Here is a 16,895-nt window from a genome sequence, read left to right as displayed (position 1 = left end):
GCTAGAGCGTGTGCGGGACGTCACCAAGCGGACTAAGGAAGACTTAAGGTGTGCCGGAGGTCACGGCGCACCCCGGGGTGCGCCCCGGTCCGGCCCGCCTTCTACGCTACGGCCGTGGATCTCGCGGCGCTGCTGGACCGGATAGCCGACGACGTCGCGCCGGAGGTCGGCCGCGGCGCCGTCGCGGACTACATCCCCGCGCTGGCCAGGGTCGAGCCGGGGCGGTTCGGCATGGCGGTGGCCGAAGTGGACGGTGCGGTGCACGGCGTCGGCGACTGGGAGCGGCCGTTCTCGGTGCAGAGCATGTCCAAAGTGTTCACACTGGCGCTGACCCTGTCCCGCGGTGACGGGGTGTGGGCGCGGGTCGGCCGCGAGCCGTCGGGTGACCCGTTCAATTCGCTGGTGCAGCTCGAACACGAGGACGGCATTCCGCGCAACCCGTTCATCAACGCCGGCGCCCTGGTGGTGACCGACGAACTCGCCCGGCACGGCGACGCGGCGGAGGCGCTGCTGACGTTCCTCCGCGAGGAAAGCGGCCGGCCGGAAATCGCCGTGGACGCCGAGGTGGCGGCCTCGGAGGCCGGGCACGCGGACCGCAACCGCGCGCTCGCGTACTTCATGGCCTCCTACGGCAACATGCGCCACCCGGTGCCGTCGGTGCTCGACCAGTACGTCCGCCAGTGCTCGATCGCGATGAGCTGCGGCGACGTCGCCCGGTCGGCGTTGTTCCTGGCCCGCCACGGCCTCCGCAACGACGGCTCGCGCCTGCTCGGTTCGAGCGCGGCGAAGCGGATCAACGCGGTGATGCTGACGTGCGGCACGTACGACGCGGCGGGCGAGTTCGCCTACCGCGTCGGCCTGCCGGGCAAGAGCGGCGTGGGCGGCGGCGTCGTCGCGATCGTCCCGGGCCGGTGCGCGGTCTGCGTGTGGAGCCCGGGTCTGGACGCGCGCGGCAACTCCGTCGCCGGGGTTGCCGCGCTCGACCGGTTCACGACGCTGACCGGCTGGTCGATCTTCTGACTCAGCGCAGGTAGTTGTAGACGCTGGCCCGCGAGATCCCGAGCAGGTCGGTCAGGGCCGGCACCGCGTTCTTCAGCTCGAGGAACCCCCGCTCCTTCAGCGACCGCACCAGGTCCTTCTTCGCGGCCGCCGGGAGGCTGCGGGGCGTGTGGCCGCGCTCGGTCGCGTAGTCCTCGACCAACGCGCGCAGCTCCGCACCCGTGCGGGCCCGCAGGGACTCGGTGAGCGGAGCCGGTTCGTCGGTGCGGGCGAGGCGGGTCAGGGCGTGGGCCGCGGAGCCGAGCAGCGAGACGTCGAGGTTCAGGCACAGCGCCGCGACGTACTCGCCGCGTGCGTTGCGGATGCCGATCGACGTGCTCTTCGCCGGGCGGCCGTCCGGGAAGCGGTTCGGGTAGTTCTGCAGGACGTCGGGGAACCGCGGGTCGGCGATGCGGGCCAGGCCGAGCTCGGTGGCGGGGTCGCCGACCGCGCGCCCGGACAGGCCGCCTTCGACCGCGCGCACCGCGTGGGCCGGGTCGCGCAGGTCGTGCAGCACCACCTCGCACAGGCCGGGGAACATCCGGCCGACGGCGTGGGCGATCTTCTCCGCTTCACGCAGCAGCAGCTCGTCCTCGGACGGCGACGTCATCCGATCAGCTCCCGCAGCTTGTCCGCCGCCTTCAGGCCGGAGCCGGTGAGCACGACGACGGTGGTTTCGCCCGGCCGGATGGCGCCGCGGGCGCGGAAGACGTCGATGGCCGCCGCGGCGGTCGCGCTGGTCGGTTCCGCGTACAGCCCGAGGGACGCCAGGCGGCGGGCGGCCGCGGCGATGGCGGCTTCCTCGATCGCCGCGGTGTCCCCGCCCGAACGCCGGATCGCCGCGACGACCTCCGGCAGCCGCACCGGACGGCGGATCGCCGTGCCCTCGGCGACGGTCGGGGCGAACGGCGGTGGCTCCCGGTCGTGGACGGCGGCGTCGATCGGGGAGCAGTTCCGCGGCTGCGCGACCAGCAGGCGCGGGCGGTGTTCGATCGACCCGGCGGCCAGCAGCTCCCCGAACCCGAGGTCGCAGCCCAGCACGATGCTGCCCGCGCCGGCCACGGTGACGACGGCGTCGGGCGCGCGGAAGCCGAGGTCCTCCCACAGCTCGTAGGCGAGGGTCTTGGTGCCCTGCAGGAAGAACGGGTGCCAGTTGTGGCTGGCGTAGGTCGTGCGGTCCGCGCGGCGGACGGCTTCGGCGGCGGTGTCGTCGCGGGTGCCCGGCACCAGCTCGACGGCCGCACCGTACGCGCGGGTCTGCTGGACCTTCGCCGGCGACGTCCCCTCGGGGGCGAGGACGGTCGCCGCGATCCCGGCCGCGGCGCTGTAGGCGGCCACCGACGAGCCGCCGTTGCCGGAGCTGTCCTCCAGCAGCTCACGCACCCCGGCGCCGGCGAGTGCGGACACCATGACGCTGGAGCCGCGGTCCTTGAAGCTGCCCGTCGGGCTGAACCACTCGAGCTTGAACTCCACGTCGGTGCCGTCCCACGTCTGCGGGACGAGCGGCGTGCAGCCCTCGCCCAGCGACACCGGGCGGAGGCCGCCGGGCAGCGCGGCCCGGTACCGCCAGAGCGACCGGACACCGGTGTCGACGTCGTCCGGGCGCAGACCGGGCAGCGGGGCGACGGTCAGCGGGGCGCCGTCGTCGCCGCGCCAGCGCAGCGGGTCGCCGGGGTACCGCGCTCCCGTCCGCTCGTCGGTGTACCAGTACTCCACCGCCACCTCCAGGTCTGGACGAACGGTCCAAGTGTAGACGTACCGTCCAGCGCTACTGCCGAGTACGCGAAATGTCTTCAGCTTCTTCTCAGGAAAACTTTGTAACGCGCAGGTGGGGAATTTCGATCACGCCGGTCCGGCGGCGCACCGGTGGTGGTCGATCGAATACCCGCCGTCGTACCGCGTGGGCCTGCCGCGGCCGCCCGCGTCCTCGTTCGTGGTCTTGTGAGCACCGAGAATCCCGAAGCGTGACCAATCCACTGTGGACCCGGGATGGGCCGGCGGAATGTTCCGTGCTTTCGCCGCTCAATTCCTCCTGCGCTCCGGACAATGCCTCGGAAATTGCCGCAGATCATCGGTGCGGAGGGGTTTACCGGTTCGGCTGAGCGAACGTTTCCCTACGCCTGCTTTACCGGCGGGATAAGCTCCGGTGGTCACCGGGAAACGCCGGACCCGACGGTCGGCGTGGTCCGGAACGGTCAAAGTTCCGGCGTCCACCAGGCGGGATGGCTTGCGCCGTCCGGCGGTGCGCGCCGGGTGGACCACGCCGCGGAACCGGTCCACCGCCGCGCGGCGCGGCCAATGGTGTTCCACGTCCAGGCGCCGAACGTGACCGTGACGTTAAATTCTTGCGCCGCCGGCCTGGTCGCTCCCGAATTTTCTGAACACCGGCGATGAAATCGCGGTGGGTTGTTGACGGCGCGGAAGGAACCCGCTTAAGTACTCCCCGTTACCCTTCACCCTTTCGTGTGCGGGAGTTCCCATGCGTCTCTCGAAAGACGACTCCGTGCCGGCCGGGCCGGTCGTCGCCGTGTCGCCTCTGCGATGGCCGTCGGCGCGCGCGGTCGCGGCCGCCGCGCGCGGGGGCGCGCTCGGCGTGCTCGACCTGACGGCCGGGGGCACCGCGGCCGCGGAGGAACTCGCGCTGCTGGGCGAATGGGGCGTCCCGGCCTTCGGCGTCCGGCTGGCGCAGTCGGCGGACCTGCCCGAGGCCGTCACCACCGTGCTGCTGACCGAAGACGCCGAGTGCACCCCGGCGGACTTCCCTGGCCGGCGGGTGCTGGCCGAGGTCGGCTCCCGGGCCGCGGCCGGCCGGGCGGTCGCCGCGGGCGCCCACGGCTTGGTCGCGCGCGGGCACGAATGCGGCGGCCCGGTCGGCGAACTGAGCACGTTCGTGCTGCTCCAGGCCCTCCTCGCCGACGACGGCCCCGGCGTCCCGGTGTGGGCGGCGGGCGGCATCGGGCCGCACACCGCCGCCGCCGCGGTCGCGGGTGGCGCGGCCGGCGTCGTCGTCGACACCCAGCTCGCCCTGCTCCCGGAAGCCGAACTGCCCTCGGCGCTCACCACGCCGCTGCTCGGGCTCGACGGCTCGGAAACGAGCGTCGCCGACGGCGTCCGCGTCCTGGCCCGGCGCGGCGCCGGGCCGGTCGAAGCCGGCCAGGACGTCTTCCTCGCCACCCGGTTCCGCGACCGCTGGGGCACGGTGACCGCCGCGGTGCGCGGGTTGGCCGACGCCGTCGGGGAGGCCCTGCGCCTGCCGGACGCGGTGCTGGGCCCCGGCAGCGCGGGCAGCCGGGTGTTCGGCACGGCGCTGCCGGTCGCGCAGGGACCGATGACGCGGGTCAGCGACCAGCCCGCGTTCGCGGCCGAGGTCGCCGCAGGCGGCGCGCTGCCGTTCATCGCGCTGGCGCTCTCCGGCCCCGAACAGACCCGGGAGGTGCTGGAACGCACCCGCGCCGCCGTCGGCGGCGCACCCTGGGGCGTCGGCGTCCTCGGGTTCGCCGCGGACGACGTCAAATCCGCGCAGCTGGCGGTCATCCGCGAGCTGCGGCCCACGCACGCCATCATCGCGGGCGGCCGTCCCGCCCAGGCCGCGGCCCTGGAAGACGCCGGCATCGCCACCTTCCTCCACGTGCCGTCGCCGGGCCTGCTGAAGCAGTTCCTCGAAGCGGGCGCCCGCAAGTTCGTCTTCGAAGGCTCGGAGTGCGGCGGCCACGTCGGCCCGCGCACCAGCTTCCCGCTGTGGGAGGCGCAGCTCGGCGTCCTGGCCGACTTCCTCGCCACCACGCCGGACGCGGCCGCGGACCTGCAGCTGCTGTTCGCCGGCGGCATCCACGACGAACGCTCGGCCGCGATGGTGGCCGCCCTCGCCGGCCCGGTCGCCGCGCGGGGCGCCGCGATCGGCGTGCTGATGGGCACCGCCTACCTCTTCACCCGCGAAGCCGTCGACGCGGGCGCGGTGCTGCCGCTCTTCCAGCGCCGGCTCCTGGAGGCCGAGCAGACCGACCTCCTGGAAACCGCGCCGGGCCACGCCACCCGCTGCGTGCGCAGCCCGTTCACCGAGGAGTACGCGGCGATCAAGGCGGACCTCGCCGAGCGCGGCGTGCCGAGCCGGGACGCCTGGGAACGGCTGGAGACGCTCAACGTCGGGCGGCTGCGCCTGGCGAGCAAGGGCATCGAGCGCGTCGGCGCCGAACTGCGGGACGTCGGCGAAGACCGGCAGCTGGCCGAAGGCATGTTCATGGCGGGCGAGGTCGCCGTCCTGCGTTCGGCGGTCACCACGATCGCCGGCCTGCACCACTCGGTCGGAGCAGGCGCGAACGCGTTCCTGCGCGCGCGGGCCGCCGAGTTCGGCGCCACCGAGACCGAACCGCCCGCTCCCGCGCCGCTGGAGATCGCGATCGTCGGCATGGCCTGCATGTTCCCGCAGGCGCCCGACCTGGCCGCGTTCTGGGCGAACGTCCTGGCCGGCGCCGACGCGGTCACCGAGGTGCCGCCGCAGCGGTGGGACGCCTCGCTCTACTACGACCCCGACGGCCAGGGGGAGCGGACGCCGTCGCGCTGGGGCGGGTTCCTGCCGGAGATCGGCTTCGACCCGCTGAAGTACGGCATCCCGCCGTCGTCGCTGGCCAGCATCGAACCCGTGCAGCTGCTGGCCTTGGAAGCCGCCCACCGCGCGCTGGCCGACGCGGGGTACGCCGACCGCGCGTTCGACCGCGCCCGCACGTCGGTGGTGTTCGGCGCCGAGGCGGGCAGCGACCTGTCGAACGCGATGACCCTGCGGAGCGTGCTGCCGTCCTACGTGGGCGAACTGCCGTCCGAACTGGACGAACGGCTGCCGCGGATCACCGAGGACTCGTTCCCCGGCGTGCTGGCCAACGTCATCGCCGGCCGGATCGCGAACCGGCTCGACCTCGGTGGCGCGAACTACACCGTCGACGCCGCGTGCGCGTCCTCGCTGACCGCCGTCGACGTCGCCTGCAAGGAGCTGACCGCCGGCACCAGCGACCTCGTCCTCTGCGGCGGCGCGGACCTGCACAACGGCATCAACGACTACCTGCTGTTCGCCTCGGCGCACGCCCTTTCGCCGACCGGGCGGTCGGCGACCTTCGACAGCGCCGCCGACGGCATCGCGCTCGGCGAAGGCGTCGCCTGCATCGCCCTGAAGCGGCTCGCCGACGCCGAACGCGACGGCGACCGGGTCTACGCGGTGATCAAGGGCGTCGGCGCGGCCTCGGACGGCCGCGCGCTGGGGCTGACGGCACCGCGTCCCGAGGGCCAGCACACCGCACTGACCCGCGCGTACCGCAACGCCGGCGTCTCGCCCGCCCGCGTCGGGCTCGTCGAGGCGCACGGCACCGGCACGGTCGTCGGCGACCGGACCGAACTGGGCACGCTGACGAAGGTGTTCACCGAGGCCGGGGCCACGCCGGGCGCCTGCACGATCGGCTCGGTCAAGTCGCAGATCGGGCACACCAAGTGCGCCGCGGGCCTGGCCGGGCTGATCAAGGCCGCACTGGCCGTGCACACCGGCGTCAAACCGCCGACGCTGCACCTCTCGGCGCCGAACCCGGCGTGGGACGCTGCGACGAGCCCGTTCGTGTTCCAGTCGGCGGCGCAGCCGTGGACCGCGCCGCCGTCCGAGCGGCTCGCCGGGGTCAGCGCGTTCGGCTTCGGCGGCACGAACTTCCACGTGGTGCTCGGCGCGCACGACGGCGTCCCGCCCGCGCAGACCGCGGACGAGTGGCCCGCTGAGCTGTTCACCTTCACTACGGAGTCGGCCGCGAAGGCCCTGCTGGAGCAGGCCACCGACGTCCCGGCGGGGCGGGAACCGTGGCGGCTGCGCGACCTCGCCCTCGCCGCGTCCCGGCGGGCGGAAGCGGCGGGCGGGCGGAGCCGGATCGCGGTCGTCGCGTCCAGTGTGGACGAACTGGTCCGGTTGCTGCGGCAGGCAGTGGCCGGTCGTGCGGCGCCGGGCGTCTTCCTGGCCGGGCCGGCCGAACCGGGCGAGGTCGCGGTCCTGTTCCCCGGCCAGGGCAGCCAGCGGCCGGGCATGTTCGCCGAGCTGTTCGTCACCTTCCCGGAACTGCAGCGGTACCTGCGCCTGGACTCCGCGACGGCGGACGTCGTCTTCGCCCCGGCGGCCTTCGGGGAGGCGGCGCGGCAGGCGGTGGCCGAGCGCGTCACGGACACCCGCGTCGCCCAGCCCGCGCTCGGGGTCACCGGGCTGGCGGCGTTCCGGCTGCTGCGCCGCGCCGGCGTGCGGCCCGCCGTGCTCGGCGGCCACAGCTACGGCGAACTGACGGCGCTGGCCGCGGCCGGTGCGCTCACGCCGGAAGCGCTGATGCACGCCAGCCACGCCCGGGCCGAGGCGATCCTCGGCGCGGTGCCCGCGGACGACCCGGGTGCGATGGCCGCGGTCTCGGCGGGAGCGGCCGAGACCGGGAAGGTCCTGGCCGACGCCGGGCTCGGGTCCGTCGTCCTCGCGAACCACAATTCGCCGAAGCAGACGGTGATCTCCGGGCCCACCGCCGACGTCGAGGCCGCCGTCGGCCACCTGCGGGCCGCCGGGCTCGGCGCGAAGCGGATCCAGGTCGCGTGCGCGTTCCACAGCTCGCTCGTGGCACCGGCGGGAGCGGCGTTCGGCCGGGCCCTCGACGCGATCGGCGTCGTCCGGCCCGCGGTCCCGGTGTACGGCAACCGGACGGCGGGGCCGTACCCGGCCGACCCGGACGCGATCCGCGGTGAACTGGCCGCCCAGCTGGGCGCGCCGGTCCGGTTCGTCGAGCAGGTCGAGGCGATGTACGCGGCCGGAGCGCGGGTGTTCGTCGAAGCCGGGCCCGGAGCCGTCCTGGCCAAGCAGGTCGCCGCCATCCTCGGCGACCGGCCGCACCGGACGGTCGGGTTCGAGCAGCCGGGCCGGCGCGGCCTGCCGGGCTTCCTCGGTGCGCTGGCGCAGCTGGCGGTGTCCGGGGTGGCGGTCGAGACGGGCTGGCTGTTCCGCGGCCGTGACGCGGTCGACGCGTTCGCGGCACCGCGGCCGAAGCGTCCCGGGTGGACGGTCGACGGCCACCTCCTCCGGGCGGCCGACGGCACCATCCCGGCCGGTGCCCTCCGCCCGGCGGAACGCATCCGGCTCGCGTCGGCCCCGGTGGCCGCGGCGACGTCGGAAACGATGGTCGCCGACTTCCTGCGCACGAGCCGCGAAATGATCGCCGCCCAGCGCGACGTGCTCCTCGGCTTCCTCGGCACCGATGCTCCTTCAGTGGTTCGCACGCCGGTTCCGGTGCCGGTCATCGAGCAGCCGGTCATCGAACAGCCAGTGGTCGTGCCGGTCGTGGCTCCGCAGGTGCGGTCGGTGCTGGAGACCGTGGTCGAGGTGATCGGGGAGCGGACGGGGTATCCGGTGGAGATGATCGAGCCGGACCTCGATCTGGAAGCCGATCTCAGTGTGGATTCGATCAAGCGCGCGGAGATCGCGGGTGAGCTGGCGTCCCGGTTGGGACTGGCCGGCGGCGACGTGGAGGAGTTCGCGAAAGCCCGCACGGCGGCGGCGATCGCAGCGCTGATCGGCGACGAACCCGCCGAGGTCACCTCGGTTCTCGAGACCGTGGTCGAGGTGATCGGGGAGCGGACGGGGTATCCGGTGGAGATGATCGAGCCGGATCTCGACCTCGAAGCCGATCTCAGTGTGGATTCGATCAAGCGCGCGGAGATCGCCGGTGAGCTGGCGACCCGCCTGAACCTCGACACCGGCGGTGACGTCGAGGAACTGGCCAAGGCCCGCACGGCCGCAGCGATCGCGCGCCTGATCGACGGCGAGCGCCCCAAGGCGGACGCACCGAAGGCCACCTTGGGGCGCTCGGGACCGGCCGAACCCGCGCCGCTCGTCGTGGCGCCGAAACGCCTGGTCATGACCGAAACCGAGCTCGCCGCCGCCGGGACTCCGGAGATCACCGGGAAAGCCTTCCTCCTCATCGGGCGCGGGTCGCTCGCCGCGGCGGTCCGAGCCCACCTGACCGGCTTGGGCGCGACCGCCGAAGTCGCCGACGACGTCCGCCCCGGGTTCGACGGCGTCCTGTTCCTCCCGGACACCCGGACCGTGCTGCCCGCCGCCTTCCCGCAGTACCAGGCCGCCCTCGCGACCGGGCCCGGCTGGCTGCTCACCGCCGGACCGGGGGAGGGCCTGCGCGGCTTCCACCGCAGCCTCGCCCGCGAGTACCCCGGCACGCTCACCCGCGTGGTCGAGCTGAACCCGGACGAAACCCCCGGCGAGCAAGCCGCGGCCTTCGTCGCCGAATTGTCCACAGTGGACCGGGAACCCGTCGTCGTGCGGACCGGAGCCCACCGGAGCGGGTTCCGGATGACCGAACAGGACCTGGGCCCGCTCGGCAGCAGCGGTGCGGGCCCGGCCAGCGACGGGGCGGCCGAAGCCGCCGCCATCGGCCTGGACCGCGACTCCGTCGTCCTGCTCGTCGGCGGCGCCAAGGGCATCACCGCCCGGTTCGCCGCCACCCTCGCCGCGGCCGCCCGCTGCCGGATCGAGCTGCTGGGCCGGACGCCGGTGCCCGCGAACCGCGACGAACACCCGCAGGCCGGAACGGCCAAGGACCTCCGCGCCGCCCTCATCGCCACCGGCCTGAAGAACCCCGCCGAAATCGAACGAGCCGTCCGCCGGATCCAGGGCGAACGCGAGGTGCGGCAGACCCTGGCGAAGCTCGAAGCCCTCGGCAGCCCGGCGCGCTACCAGTCGGTCGACATGCTCGACGCCGAAGCCGTGCACCGCGCGGTCAAAGAGATCCACGCCGAGCACGGCCGCCTCGACGGCATCGTCTACGCGGCCGGCGTCATCGAGGACAAGCTCGTCGCCGAGAAGACGCCGGAGTCATTCGAGCGCGTGTACAGCACTAAGGCCGACGGCGCCCGCACCCTGCTCGAGGCCACCGCCGACCTGCCCGACGAACCGAAGTTCGTGGTCCTGTTCGGCAGCATCGCCGCGGCGCTGGGCAACCGCGGCCAGTCCGACTACGCCGCCGCCAACGACGCACTGGAGACGCTGGGCCACCGCTGGCCCGCCGGGCGCGCGGTGACCGTCCACTGGGGACCGTGGGCGCCGACCGGCGAACACGACGGCATGGTGACCCCCGAGCTCATGCGCGACTACGCCCGCCGCGGCATCGCCCTGATCGACCCGGAGGAAGGCACCCTCGGCCTGTTGCGCGAGCTGGCGTGGGGCTGTCCGGACACCGGGGCCGTCGTCCACACCGCCTCGGGCTGGTGAGCCCGGTGCCCCAGCCCGTCGCCATCGTCGGGATGTCCGTGCTGCTGCCCGGCGCTCCCGACCTGGCGAGCTACTGGCGCAACCTGGCCGGCGGCGTCGACGCGATCACCGAGGTGCCGCCCGGCAAGTGGGACCACGCGCACTACGCACCGGACGAACAGCGCCGGGCCGACCGCGTCTACTGCCGCCGCGGGGGGTTCGTCGACGAACTGGCCGAAGTGGACGTCACCGGCTTCGGGATCATGCCGAACTCCGTGCCCGCCACCGAGCCCGACCAGCTGATCGCGCTGCGCGTCGCGGCGCAGGCCGTGGCGGACGCGGGCGGCCCGGACCGCCTGCCCGCCGACCGCGCGAAGGTCGGCGTCGTGCTCGGCCGCGGCGGCTACCTGACCCCCGGCCTGGTCCGCCTCGACCAGCGCGTCCGGACCGCGAGCCAGCTCGTCCGCACCCTCGGCGAGCTGCTGCCGGACCTGGATGCCGACCGCCTCGACGCCGTCCGCCAGGCGTTCACCGACCAGCTCGGCCCGGAGGCACCCGAGTCCGCGATCGGGCTGGTGCCCAACCTGGCCGCGTCGCGGCTGGCCAACCGCCTCGACCTGCGCGGCCCGGCGTACACGGTGGACGCCGCGTGCGCGTCCTCGCTGATCGCCGTCGACCACGCCGTGCGCGAGCTGGCCACCGGCCGGTGCGACGTCGTCCTCGCCGGCGGCGTGCACCACTGCCACGACATCACCTTCTGGAGCGTGTTCACCCAGCTCGGCGCGCTGTCGCCGTCCGAGCGGATCCGGCCGTTCCACCGCGGCGCCGACGGCGTGCTGATCGGCGAAGGCACCGGTGTCGTCGTCCTCAAGCGGCTCGACGACGCCCAGCGCGACGGCGACCGCGTCTACGCCGTGATCACCGGCACCGGGGTCGCCTCCGACGGGCGGACCGCGAGCCTGGCCAGTCCCGACTCCGGCGGCCAGGTCCGGGCCGTCCGCCAGGCGTGGGCCGCGGCGGGCCTCGACCCGGCCGCGCCGGATTCGATCGGCCTGCTGGAGGCGCACGGCACCGCCACCCCGGCCGGCGACGCGGCGGAACTCGCCACCCTCGCGGAGGTGTTCGGCAGCGCGGGCTCCGCCGTGCTGGGCTCGGTCAAGTCGATGATCGGCCACACGATGCCCGCGGCCGGGATCGCCGGGCTCGTCAAGGCGGCCTTGGCCGTGCACCACGGCGTCCTGCTGCCCACGCTGCACTGCGACGACCCGCACCCCGCGCTGGCCGGGACCCGGTTCCGCCCGCTGGGCGCGGCCGAGCCGTGGGACGCGCCGGTGCGCCGGGCCGGCGTCAACGCGTTCGGCTTCGGCGGGATCAACGCCCACGTCGTGCTGGAACAGGCGCCGGGCCGCGCGAAGCCGGTGGCGGTGCGCGAGCCCGAACGCGTGCTGCGGCTCGCCGCGCCGACCCTCGAGGCGCTGCGCGAGGCGTTCGACCGGGGCGACCACCAGGAGCCCGGGACCGGCCCGGTCCGGCTCGGCATCGTCGACCCGACGGAGAAGCGGCTGGCCCTGGCCAGGAAGGTCCTCACCCGGGGCCGGGCCTGGCGGGGCCGCAACGACGTCTGGTTCGCCGACCGCCCGCTGCTCGGGCCGGGCGGTGGCAAGATCGCCTTCGTCTTCCCCGGCCTGGAAGCGGAGCTCACCCTGAACTGCGGTGACGTCGCCCGGCACTTCGGCCTGCCCTGGAAGCACGCCGACGTCGAGGTCGGCGACGTCGGACGGCAGGGCGCCGCGGTGTTCGAGCTGGGCAGGCTGCTGCACGCCGCCCTCGGCCGGCTCGGCGTCACCCCGGACGCCGTCGCCGGGCACAGCCTGGGCGAATGGACGGCGATGGCGGTCGCGGGTGTCCACGCCGAAGCCGAGGTCGACGCCTTCCTCGCCGGGTTCGACCCGGACGCGCTCGTCGTCCCCGGGCTCACGTTCGCCGCGATCGGCGCGCCCGCACCGCGGGTCCTCGAGCAGCTGGCCGGCCGCGCGGACGTCGTCCTGTCCCACGACAACTCCCCGAACCAGGCCATGATCTGCGGGCCGGAAGCCGCGGTCGGCGCGCTCGTGCGCCGGTTCCGCGACGCCGGGATCGTGGCGCAGGTGCTGCCCTTCCGGTCCGGCTTCCACACCCCGATGCTGCGGCCGTACCTGGACCCGATCCGCGCCGCGGCCGAACGCTTCACGCTGCACCCGCCGTCCCTGCCGCTCTGGTCGGCGACCACGGTGGCGGAGTACCCGGCGGGCGAAGCCGAGGTCCGCGACCTGTTCGTGCGCCACCTGGTGGAGCCGGTCCGGTTCCGCCCGCTCGTGCGGGCACTGCACGCGGCCGGGTTCCGCGCGTTCGTCCAGGTCGGCGCCGGGCAGCTCGGCTCCCTGGTCGGCGACACCCTGCACGGCGAGGAGCACCTGGTCGTGGCCGCGCACTCGGGGCAGCGCCCGGGCCTGGCGCAGCTGCGCCGGGTCGCGACCGCGCTGTGGGCCGACGGCCTCGACGTCGACTTCGCCCGCCTGCCCGGCGAGCGTCCGGCCGCTCCCAAGGCGGTCAAGCTCGACCTCGGCGGCCGCCTGATCTCCCTGGACGAGCAGGTCCGCGCGCGGATCGCGCTGCCGGCCGCCCGTCGCTCCACTGTGGACGACCTGGCCGCGCAGGGCCCGCTCGCCGCGGAGTTCGCCGCGCTGCTGGCGGACACGGCCGAGCTGGCGTCCACCGTCCTCACCGGGCCGGCGCGCCGCCTCCCGCCGCCACGAGCGCTGGACACGACGCTGACGGTGTCGCTCGAATCGATGCCGTACCTGCTCGACCACTGCTTCTTCAAGCAGCCGCCCCACGCCGACCCGGGTGACCGCTGGCCGGTCGTCCCGGCCACCACGGTGATCGACCACCTGATGCGGTTCGCCGAACAGGCCGCGCCGGGACGGCACGCGGTCGCCGTGCACGACGTCCGGCTCAGCCAGTGGATCACCGCCGTCCCGGCGGTCACCGTGCCGGTGCGGGTGCGGCCGCAGGGCACCGACCGGGTGCACGCGGCCTTCGCCGGCTACTCGCAGGCCGTGGTGGAACTCGCGCCGGAGCACCCGGCAGGCGCACCCGCGCCGTGGCGGTTCCCCGCGTCGGCCGAACAGGTGCCCGAGACCACCGCGGCGCAGCTGTACGACGAACGCTGGATGTTCCACGGCCCGCGGTTCCAGGGCGTCACCGAGCTGACGGCCGTCGGCGAACGCCACGTGCGGGCGGTGCTGACGACGCCGCCCGCGCCGGGTGCCCTGCTCGACAACGTCGGCCAGGTCCTCGGCTACTGGATCATGTCGCGGCTGCCCGAGCGGACCACCGTCTTCCCGGTCGCCATGCGCGAAATCCGGTTCCACGGCCCGCACCCCGCGCCGGGGGAGCGCCTGGAGTGCCTGGTCCGGATCACCGGGCTGACGGAGGAGTTCCTCGACGCCGACATGCAGCTCGTCCGCGACGGCCGGGTGTGGGCCGAGTTCACCGGCTGGCGCGACCGCCGGTTCGACAGCACGGCGCACATCCGCCAGGCCGACCGCACGCCCGAGCGCTCGACGCTGTCGGTCGGGCAGCCGGGCGGCTGGGCGCTGGTGCACGAGCAGTGGCCGGACCTGGCCACCCGCGAACTGATCATGCGCAACTACCTCGCCGGGCCCGAGCGCGACGCCTACGACCGGCGCCCGCCGCGCGGGCGGCGCCAGTGGCTGCTCGGCCGGATCGCGGCCAAGGACGCCGTCCGCCAGTTCCTCTGGGCCGGCGGCGAAGCCGAGATGTACCCCGCGGAGCTGCGCATCGGCAACGACGAGGCCAGTCGTCCGTTCGCGACCGGCGCCTACGGCCGGGCCCTGCCGCCGCTGACGATCTCCGTGGCGCACCGCGCCGAGGCGGGGGTGGCGATCGCCCGCCACGGGCCGTGCGGCATCGACGTCGAAGAGGTCGTGCCCCGCTCGCAGTCCACTGTGGAGGCCGCACTCGGCGCGGGCGAGCTGGCGCTGTTCGCGAGCCTGTCCGGCGACCCGGAGCGGTGGTTCGCCCGGTTCTGGACGGCGAAGGAGGCCGTGGCGAAACTGCGCGGCACCGGCTTGCGCGGTGAGCCGCACGACTTCGCGGTCGTCGCGGCGACGCCGGACGAACTGACTGTCCGCGTCGCGGGCCGCGAGTACCGCGTGTGCTGTGCCGACGTCGAGAACCCGCCCGGTGCGCCGCCACGCCGTTACGTCGTCGCCTGGACCGAAGAGACGAAGGAGACTGCCGGATGAGCATCGAGACGACGGCCGCGAACGAGGCGGCCGTGCTCGCCCAGCTCGGCGAGATGCTGCGCGAGCTGCTCGAGGAGTACGGGCTGGACGACGCCGAAATCACCATGGACACGACGTTCCACGACGACCTGGAGCTGGAGAGCGTCGACCTGGTGGCGCTGTCCGGGCAGCTGCGCGAGCACTACGGCGACCGCGTCAACTTCGCGACCTTCATCGCCGAGCGCGACCTCGACGAGATCATCGCGCTGACCGTCGGCGAGCTCGTCCGGTACATCGTCGCCTCCCTGCGGGCGACGGCGTGAGCCGGATCCGCGCGGGCGAGCTGGACGTGCACGTCCAGCGCCTCACCCCGGACGTCCCGCTCGACGGCGACGCCCCGATCGTGGTGTGCGTCCACGGCCTGCTCACCGACAGCCTGGCCAGCTACTACTTCACCCTCGGCCCGGCCTTCGCCCAGCGGGGGCTCGACGTGCTGATGTACGACCTGCGCGGGCACGGCCGCACGACCCGGCCGCCGTCCGGCTACCAGCTGGAACGGTTCGTCGACGACCTCGTCGCGGTCCTCGACGCCTGCGACATCACCCGGCCGGTGCACGTCGTCGGCAACTCCTTCGGCGCCTCGGTGGCCTTGGGGCTGGCCGCCGCCCGCCCCGACCGGGTGGCCAGCGTGGTCGTGATCGAGGGCGAACCGCCGACCGAGGAGTGGACGCGGCACATGGCCGACGGGCTGGCCGACGCCAAGACCCGGCTGGCGATCGACGAGGTCATCGGCTGGATCGCCGAGCACCACGGTGCCCACACCGCCCGGTTGTCCAAGGCCGCGAACCGGATCCTGCAGACGACCACGATCGCCGAGGACATCCCGCGCAGCGCGACGATCGCGGCGGACCTGTCGGCCGTGCGCTGCCCGGTGTTCGCCGTCTTCGGCGGCGATTCCGGCCTGGCGGCGCAGGTGCCGCACTTCGAGGCGCACCTGACGGCGTGCCGCACGGTCGTGCTGCCCGACCAGGGGCATTCGGTGCTGGTCGAGCGGACCGCGGAGGTCACCGAGCTGATCTCCGGGTGGGTCCGCGACACCGCGCGCACGCAGGCGCGGGTGCGGTAGTGGCCCGGTTCCTCTTCGTCGTCCCGCCGCTCGTCGGGCACGTCAACCCGGCCGTCGGCGTGGCGGCCGAGCTCAGCGCGCGCGGGCACGAGGTGGCCTGGGCGGGCCACGACGAACTGCTGTGGCAGCTGGCCGGCCCGGCGGCGCTCGTGTTCTCCTGCGCCGCGGGCGACCTGCCCACGCGCCCGGCCGAGCTGACGGGCCCGGCCGCGCTGCGGTTCCTCTGGCAGGACTTCCTCGTCCCGCTGGCCGAGGCGATGGCCCCCGGCGTGGCCGCGGCCCTCGACGCCTTCGAGCCGCACGTCGTGGTCGCCGACCAGCAGGCACTGGCCGGTGGCCTGCTCGCCGAGGCGGCGGGCCTGCCGTGGGTCACCTCCGCGACGACGTCGGCCGAGCTCGTCGACCCCCTGGCCGGGATGCCGAAGGTCGGGGAGTGGGTCGCCGCGCTGCTCGACGGGCTGCGCGCGCGCCTCGCCGGCGGCCGCGGCGAGGCGGACCCGCGGTTTTCGCCGCACGGCGTCCTCGCCTTCACCACCCGCGAACTGCTCGGCCCGGCCACCGTGGCGCCCTCGGTCCGGCTCGTCGGACCGGCCCTCGGCCCGCGGCCGTCCACCGCGGACTTCCCGTGGGAGTGGCTCGACCCGCCGCGGCCGACGGTCCTGGTGTCCCTCGGCACGGCGAACACCTCGGCGGGCGCGCGGTTCCTGACGGCGACGGCGGAGGCGTTCGCCGGACGGCCCGCGCGGGCGGTGATCGCCGACCCGGGCGGCGTGCTCGGCGACGTCCCGCCGAACGTCCTGGTGCGGCCGCACCTCCCGCAGCTGGCGCTGCTGTCCGAGGTCGACGCGGTGCTGTGCCACGCGGGCCACAACACCGTCTGCGAAGCGCTGTGGCACGGGCTCCCGCTGGTGGTGGCCCCGATCCGCGACGACCAGCCGATCGTGGCGGCCCAGGTGGTCGCGGCGGGGGCGGGCGTCCGCCTGCGGTTCGGCCGCGCGGACGCCCTTCGCATCGCGACGGCGGTCGAAGAGGTCCTGACCGAGCCGTCGTACCGCCGTGCGGCCGAAGTGGTGGCGGCCTCGTTCCGCGCGGCGGGCGGCAGCGGTGCGGCCGCGGGAGCCCTGGAGCAGCTGGCGCTGGAGAGCCTGGCACACCTTTCGCTCTGAAGTTGTTGTTTACACAGAAA

General features: G+C 74.5%; 8 protein-coding genes. 6 read left to right on the top strand and 2 right to left on the bottom strand.

Annotation, left to right across the window (positions count from 1 at the left end; all coding sequences use genetic code 11):
- Positions 1–114: 114 nt before the first annotated feature.
- Positions 115–1,020, top strand: coding sequence for a glutaminase (locus ACLJPY_RS05315; protein ID WP_410586882.1), 906 nt, complete (start codon positions 115–117; stop codon positions 1,018–1,020).
- A 1-nt stretch (position 1,021) separates the two neighbouring features.
- On the opposite strand, the gene ACLJPY_RS05310 is transcribed toward ACLJPY_RS05315, so the two are convergent.
- Together ACLJPY_RS05310 and ACLJPY_RS05305 are read right to left on the bottom strand one after the other, a co-directional pair.
- Positions 1,022–1,648, bottom strand: a complete 627-nt coding sequence (locus tag ACLJPY_RS05310) for a transcriptional regulator (RefSeq protein WP_410586881.1) — start codon at positions 1,646–1,648, stop codon at positions 1,022–1,024.
- On the bottom strand, positions 1,645–2,754 hold the full coding sequence (locus ACLJPY_RS05305) for a threonine synthase (protein WP_410586880.1): 1,110 nt from the start codon (positions 2,752–2,754) through the stop codon (positions 1,645–1,647). Before ACLJPY_RS05305 ends, ACLJPY_RS05310 begins: the two co-directional genes overlap by 4 nt.
- A 763-nt stretch (positions 2,755–3,517) precedes the next feature.
- Here ACLJPY_RS05305 and ACLJPY_RS05300 point away from each other — a divergent pair.
- From ACLJPY_RS05300 to ACLJPY_RS05280, 5 genes are read left to right on the top strand one after another with little or no spacing between them, the layout of a single operon-like run.
- Positions 3,518–10,315 carry an SDR family NAD(P)-dependent oxidoreductase gene (locus tag ACLJPY_RS05300; RefSeq protein ID WP_410586879.1) on the top strand — a complete coding sequence of 2,266 codons (6,798 nt, stop codon included), beginning with the start codon at positions 3,518–3,520 and terminating at the stop codon, positions 10,313–10,315.
- A gap of 5 nt (positions 10,316–10,320) precedes the next feature.
- On the top strand, positions 10,321–14,604 hold the full coding sequence (locus ACLJPY_RS05295; RefSeq protein WP_410586878.1) for a beta-ketoacyl synthase N-terminal-like domain-containing protein: 4,284 nt from the start codon (positions 10,321–10,323) through the stop codon (positions 14,602–14,604).
- The gene (locus ACLJPY_RS05290; protein WP_410586877.1) at positions 14,601–14,906 is read left to right on the top strand and encodes an acyl carrier protein; all 306 of its coding nucleotides are present in this window, start codon (positions 14,601–14,603) and stop codon (positions 14,904–14,906) included. The genes ACLJPY_RS05295 and ACLJPY_RS05290 overlap by 4 nt, the downstream gene beginning before the upstream one ends.
- On the top strand, positions 14,903–15,709 hold the full coding sequence (locus ACLJPY_RS05285) for an alpha/beta fold hydrolase (RefSeq protein WP_410586876.1): 807 nt from the start codon (positions 14,903–14,905) through the stop codon (positions 15,707–15,709). Before ACLJPY_RS05290 ends, ACLJPY_RS05285 begins: the two co-directional genes overlap by 4 nt.
- On the top strand, positions 15,709–16,875 hold the full coding sequence (locus ACLJPY_RS05280) for a glycosyltransferase (protein ID WP_410586875.1): 1,167 nt from the start codon (positions 15,709–15,711) through the stop codon (positions 16,873–16,875). The genes ACLJPY_RS05285 and ACLJPY_RS05280 overlap by 1 nt, the downstream gene beginning before the upstream one ends.
- The last annotated feature ends 20 nt before the right edge of the window (positions 16,876–16,895 follow it).

It is taken from the genome of Amycolatopsis sp. lyj-23 (assembly GCF_046549135.1).
In the GTDB taxonomy this organism is placed as follows: Bacteria; Actinomycetota; Actinomycetes; order Mycobacteriales; family Pseudonocardiaceae; genus Amycolatopsis.
The sequence above is the reverse complement of the archived record's forward strand: the minus strand, read 5'-3'. Positions and strand labels throughout refer to the sequence as shown.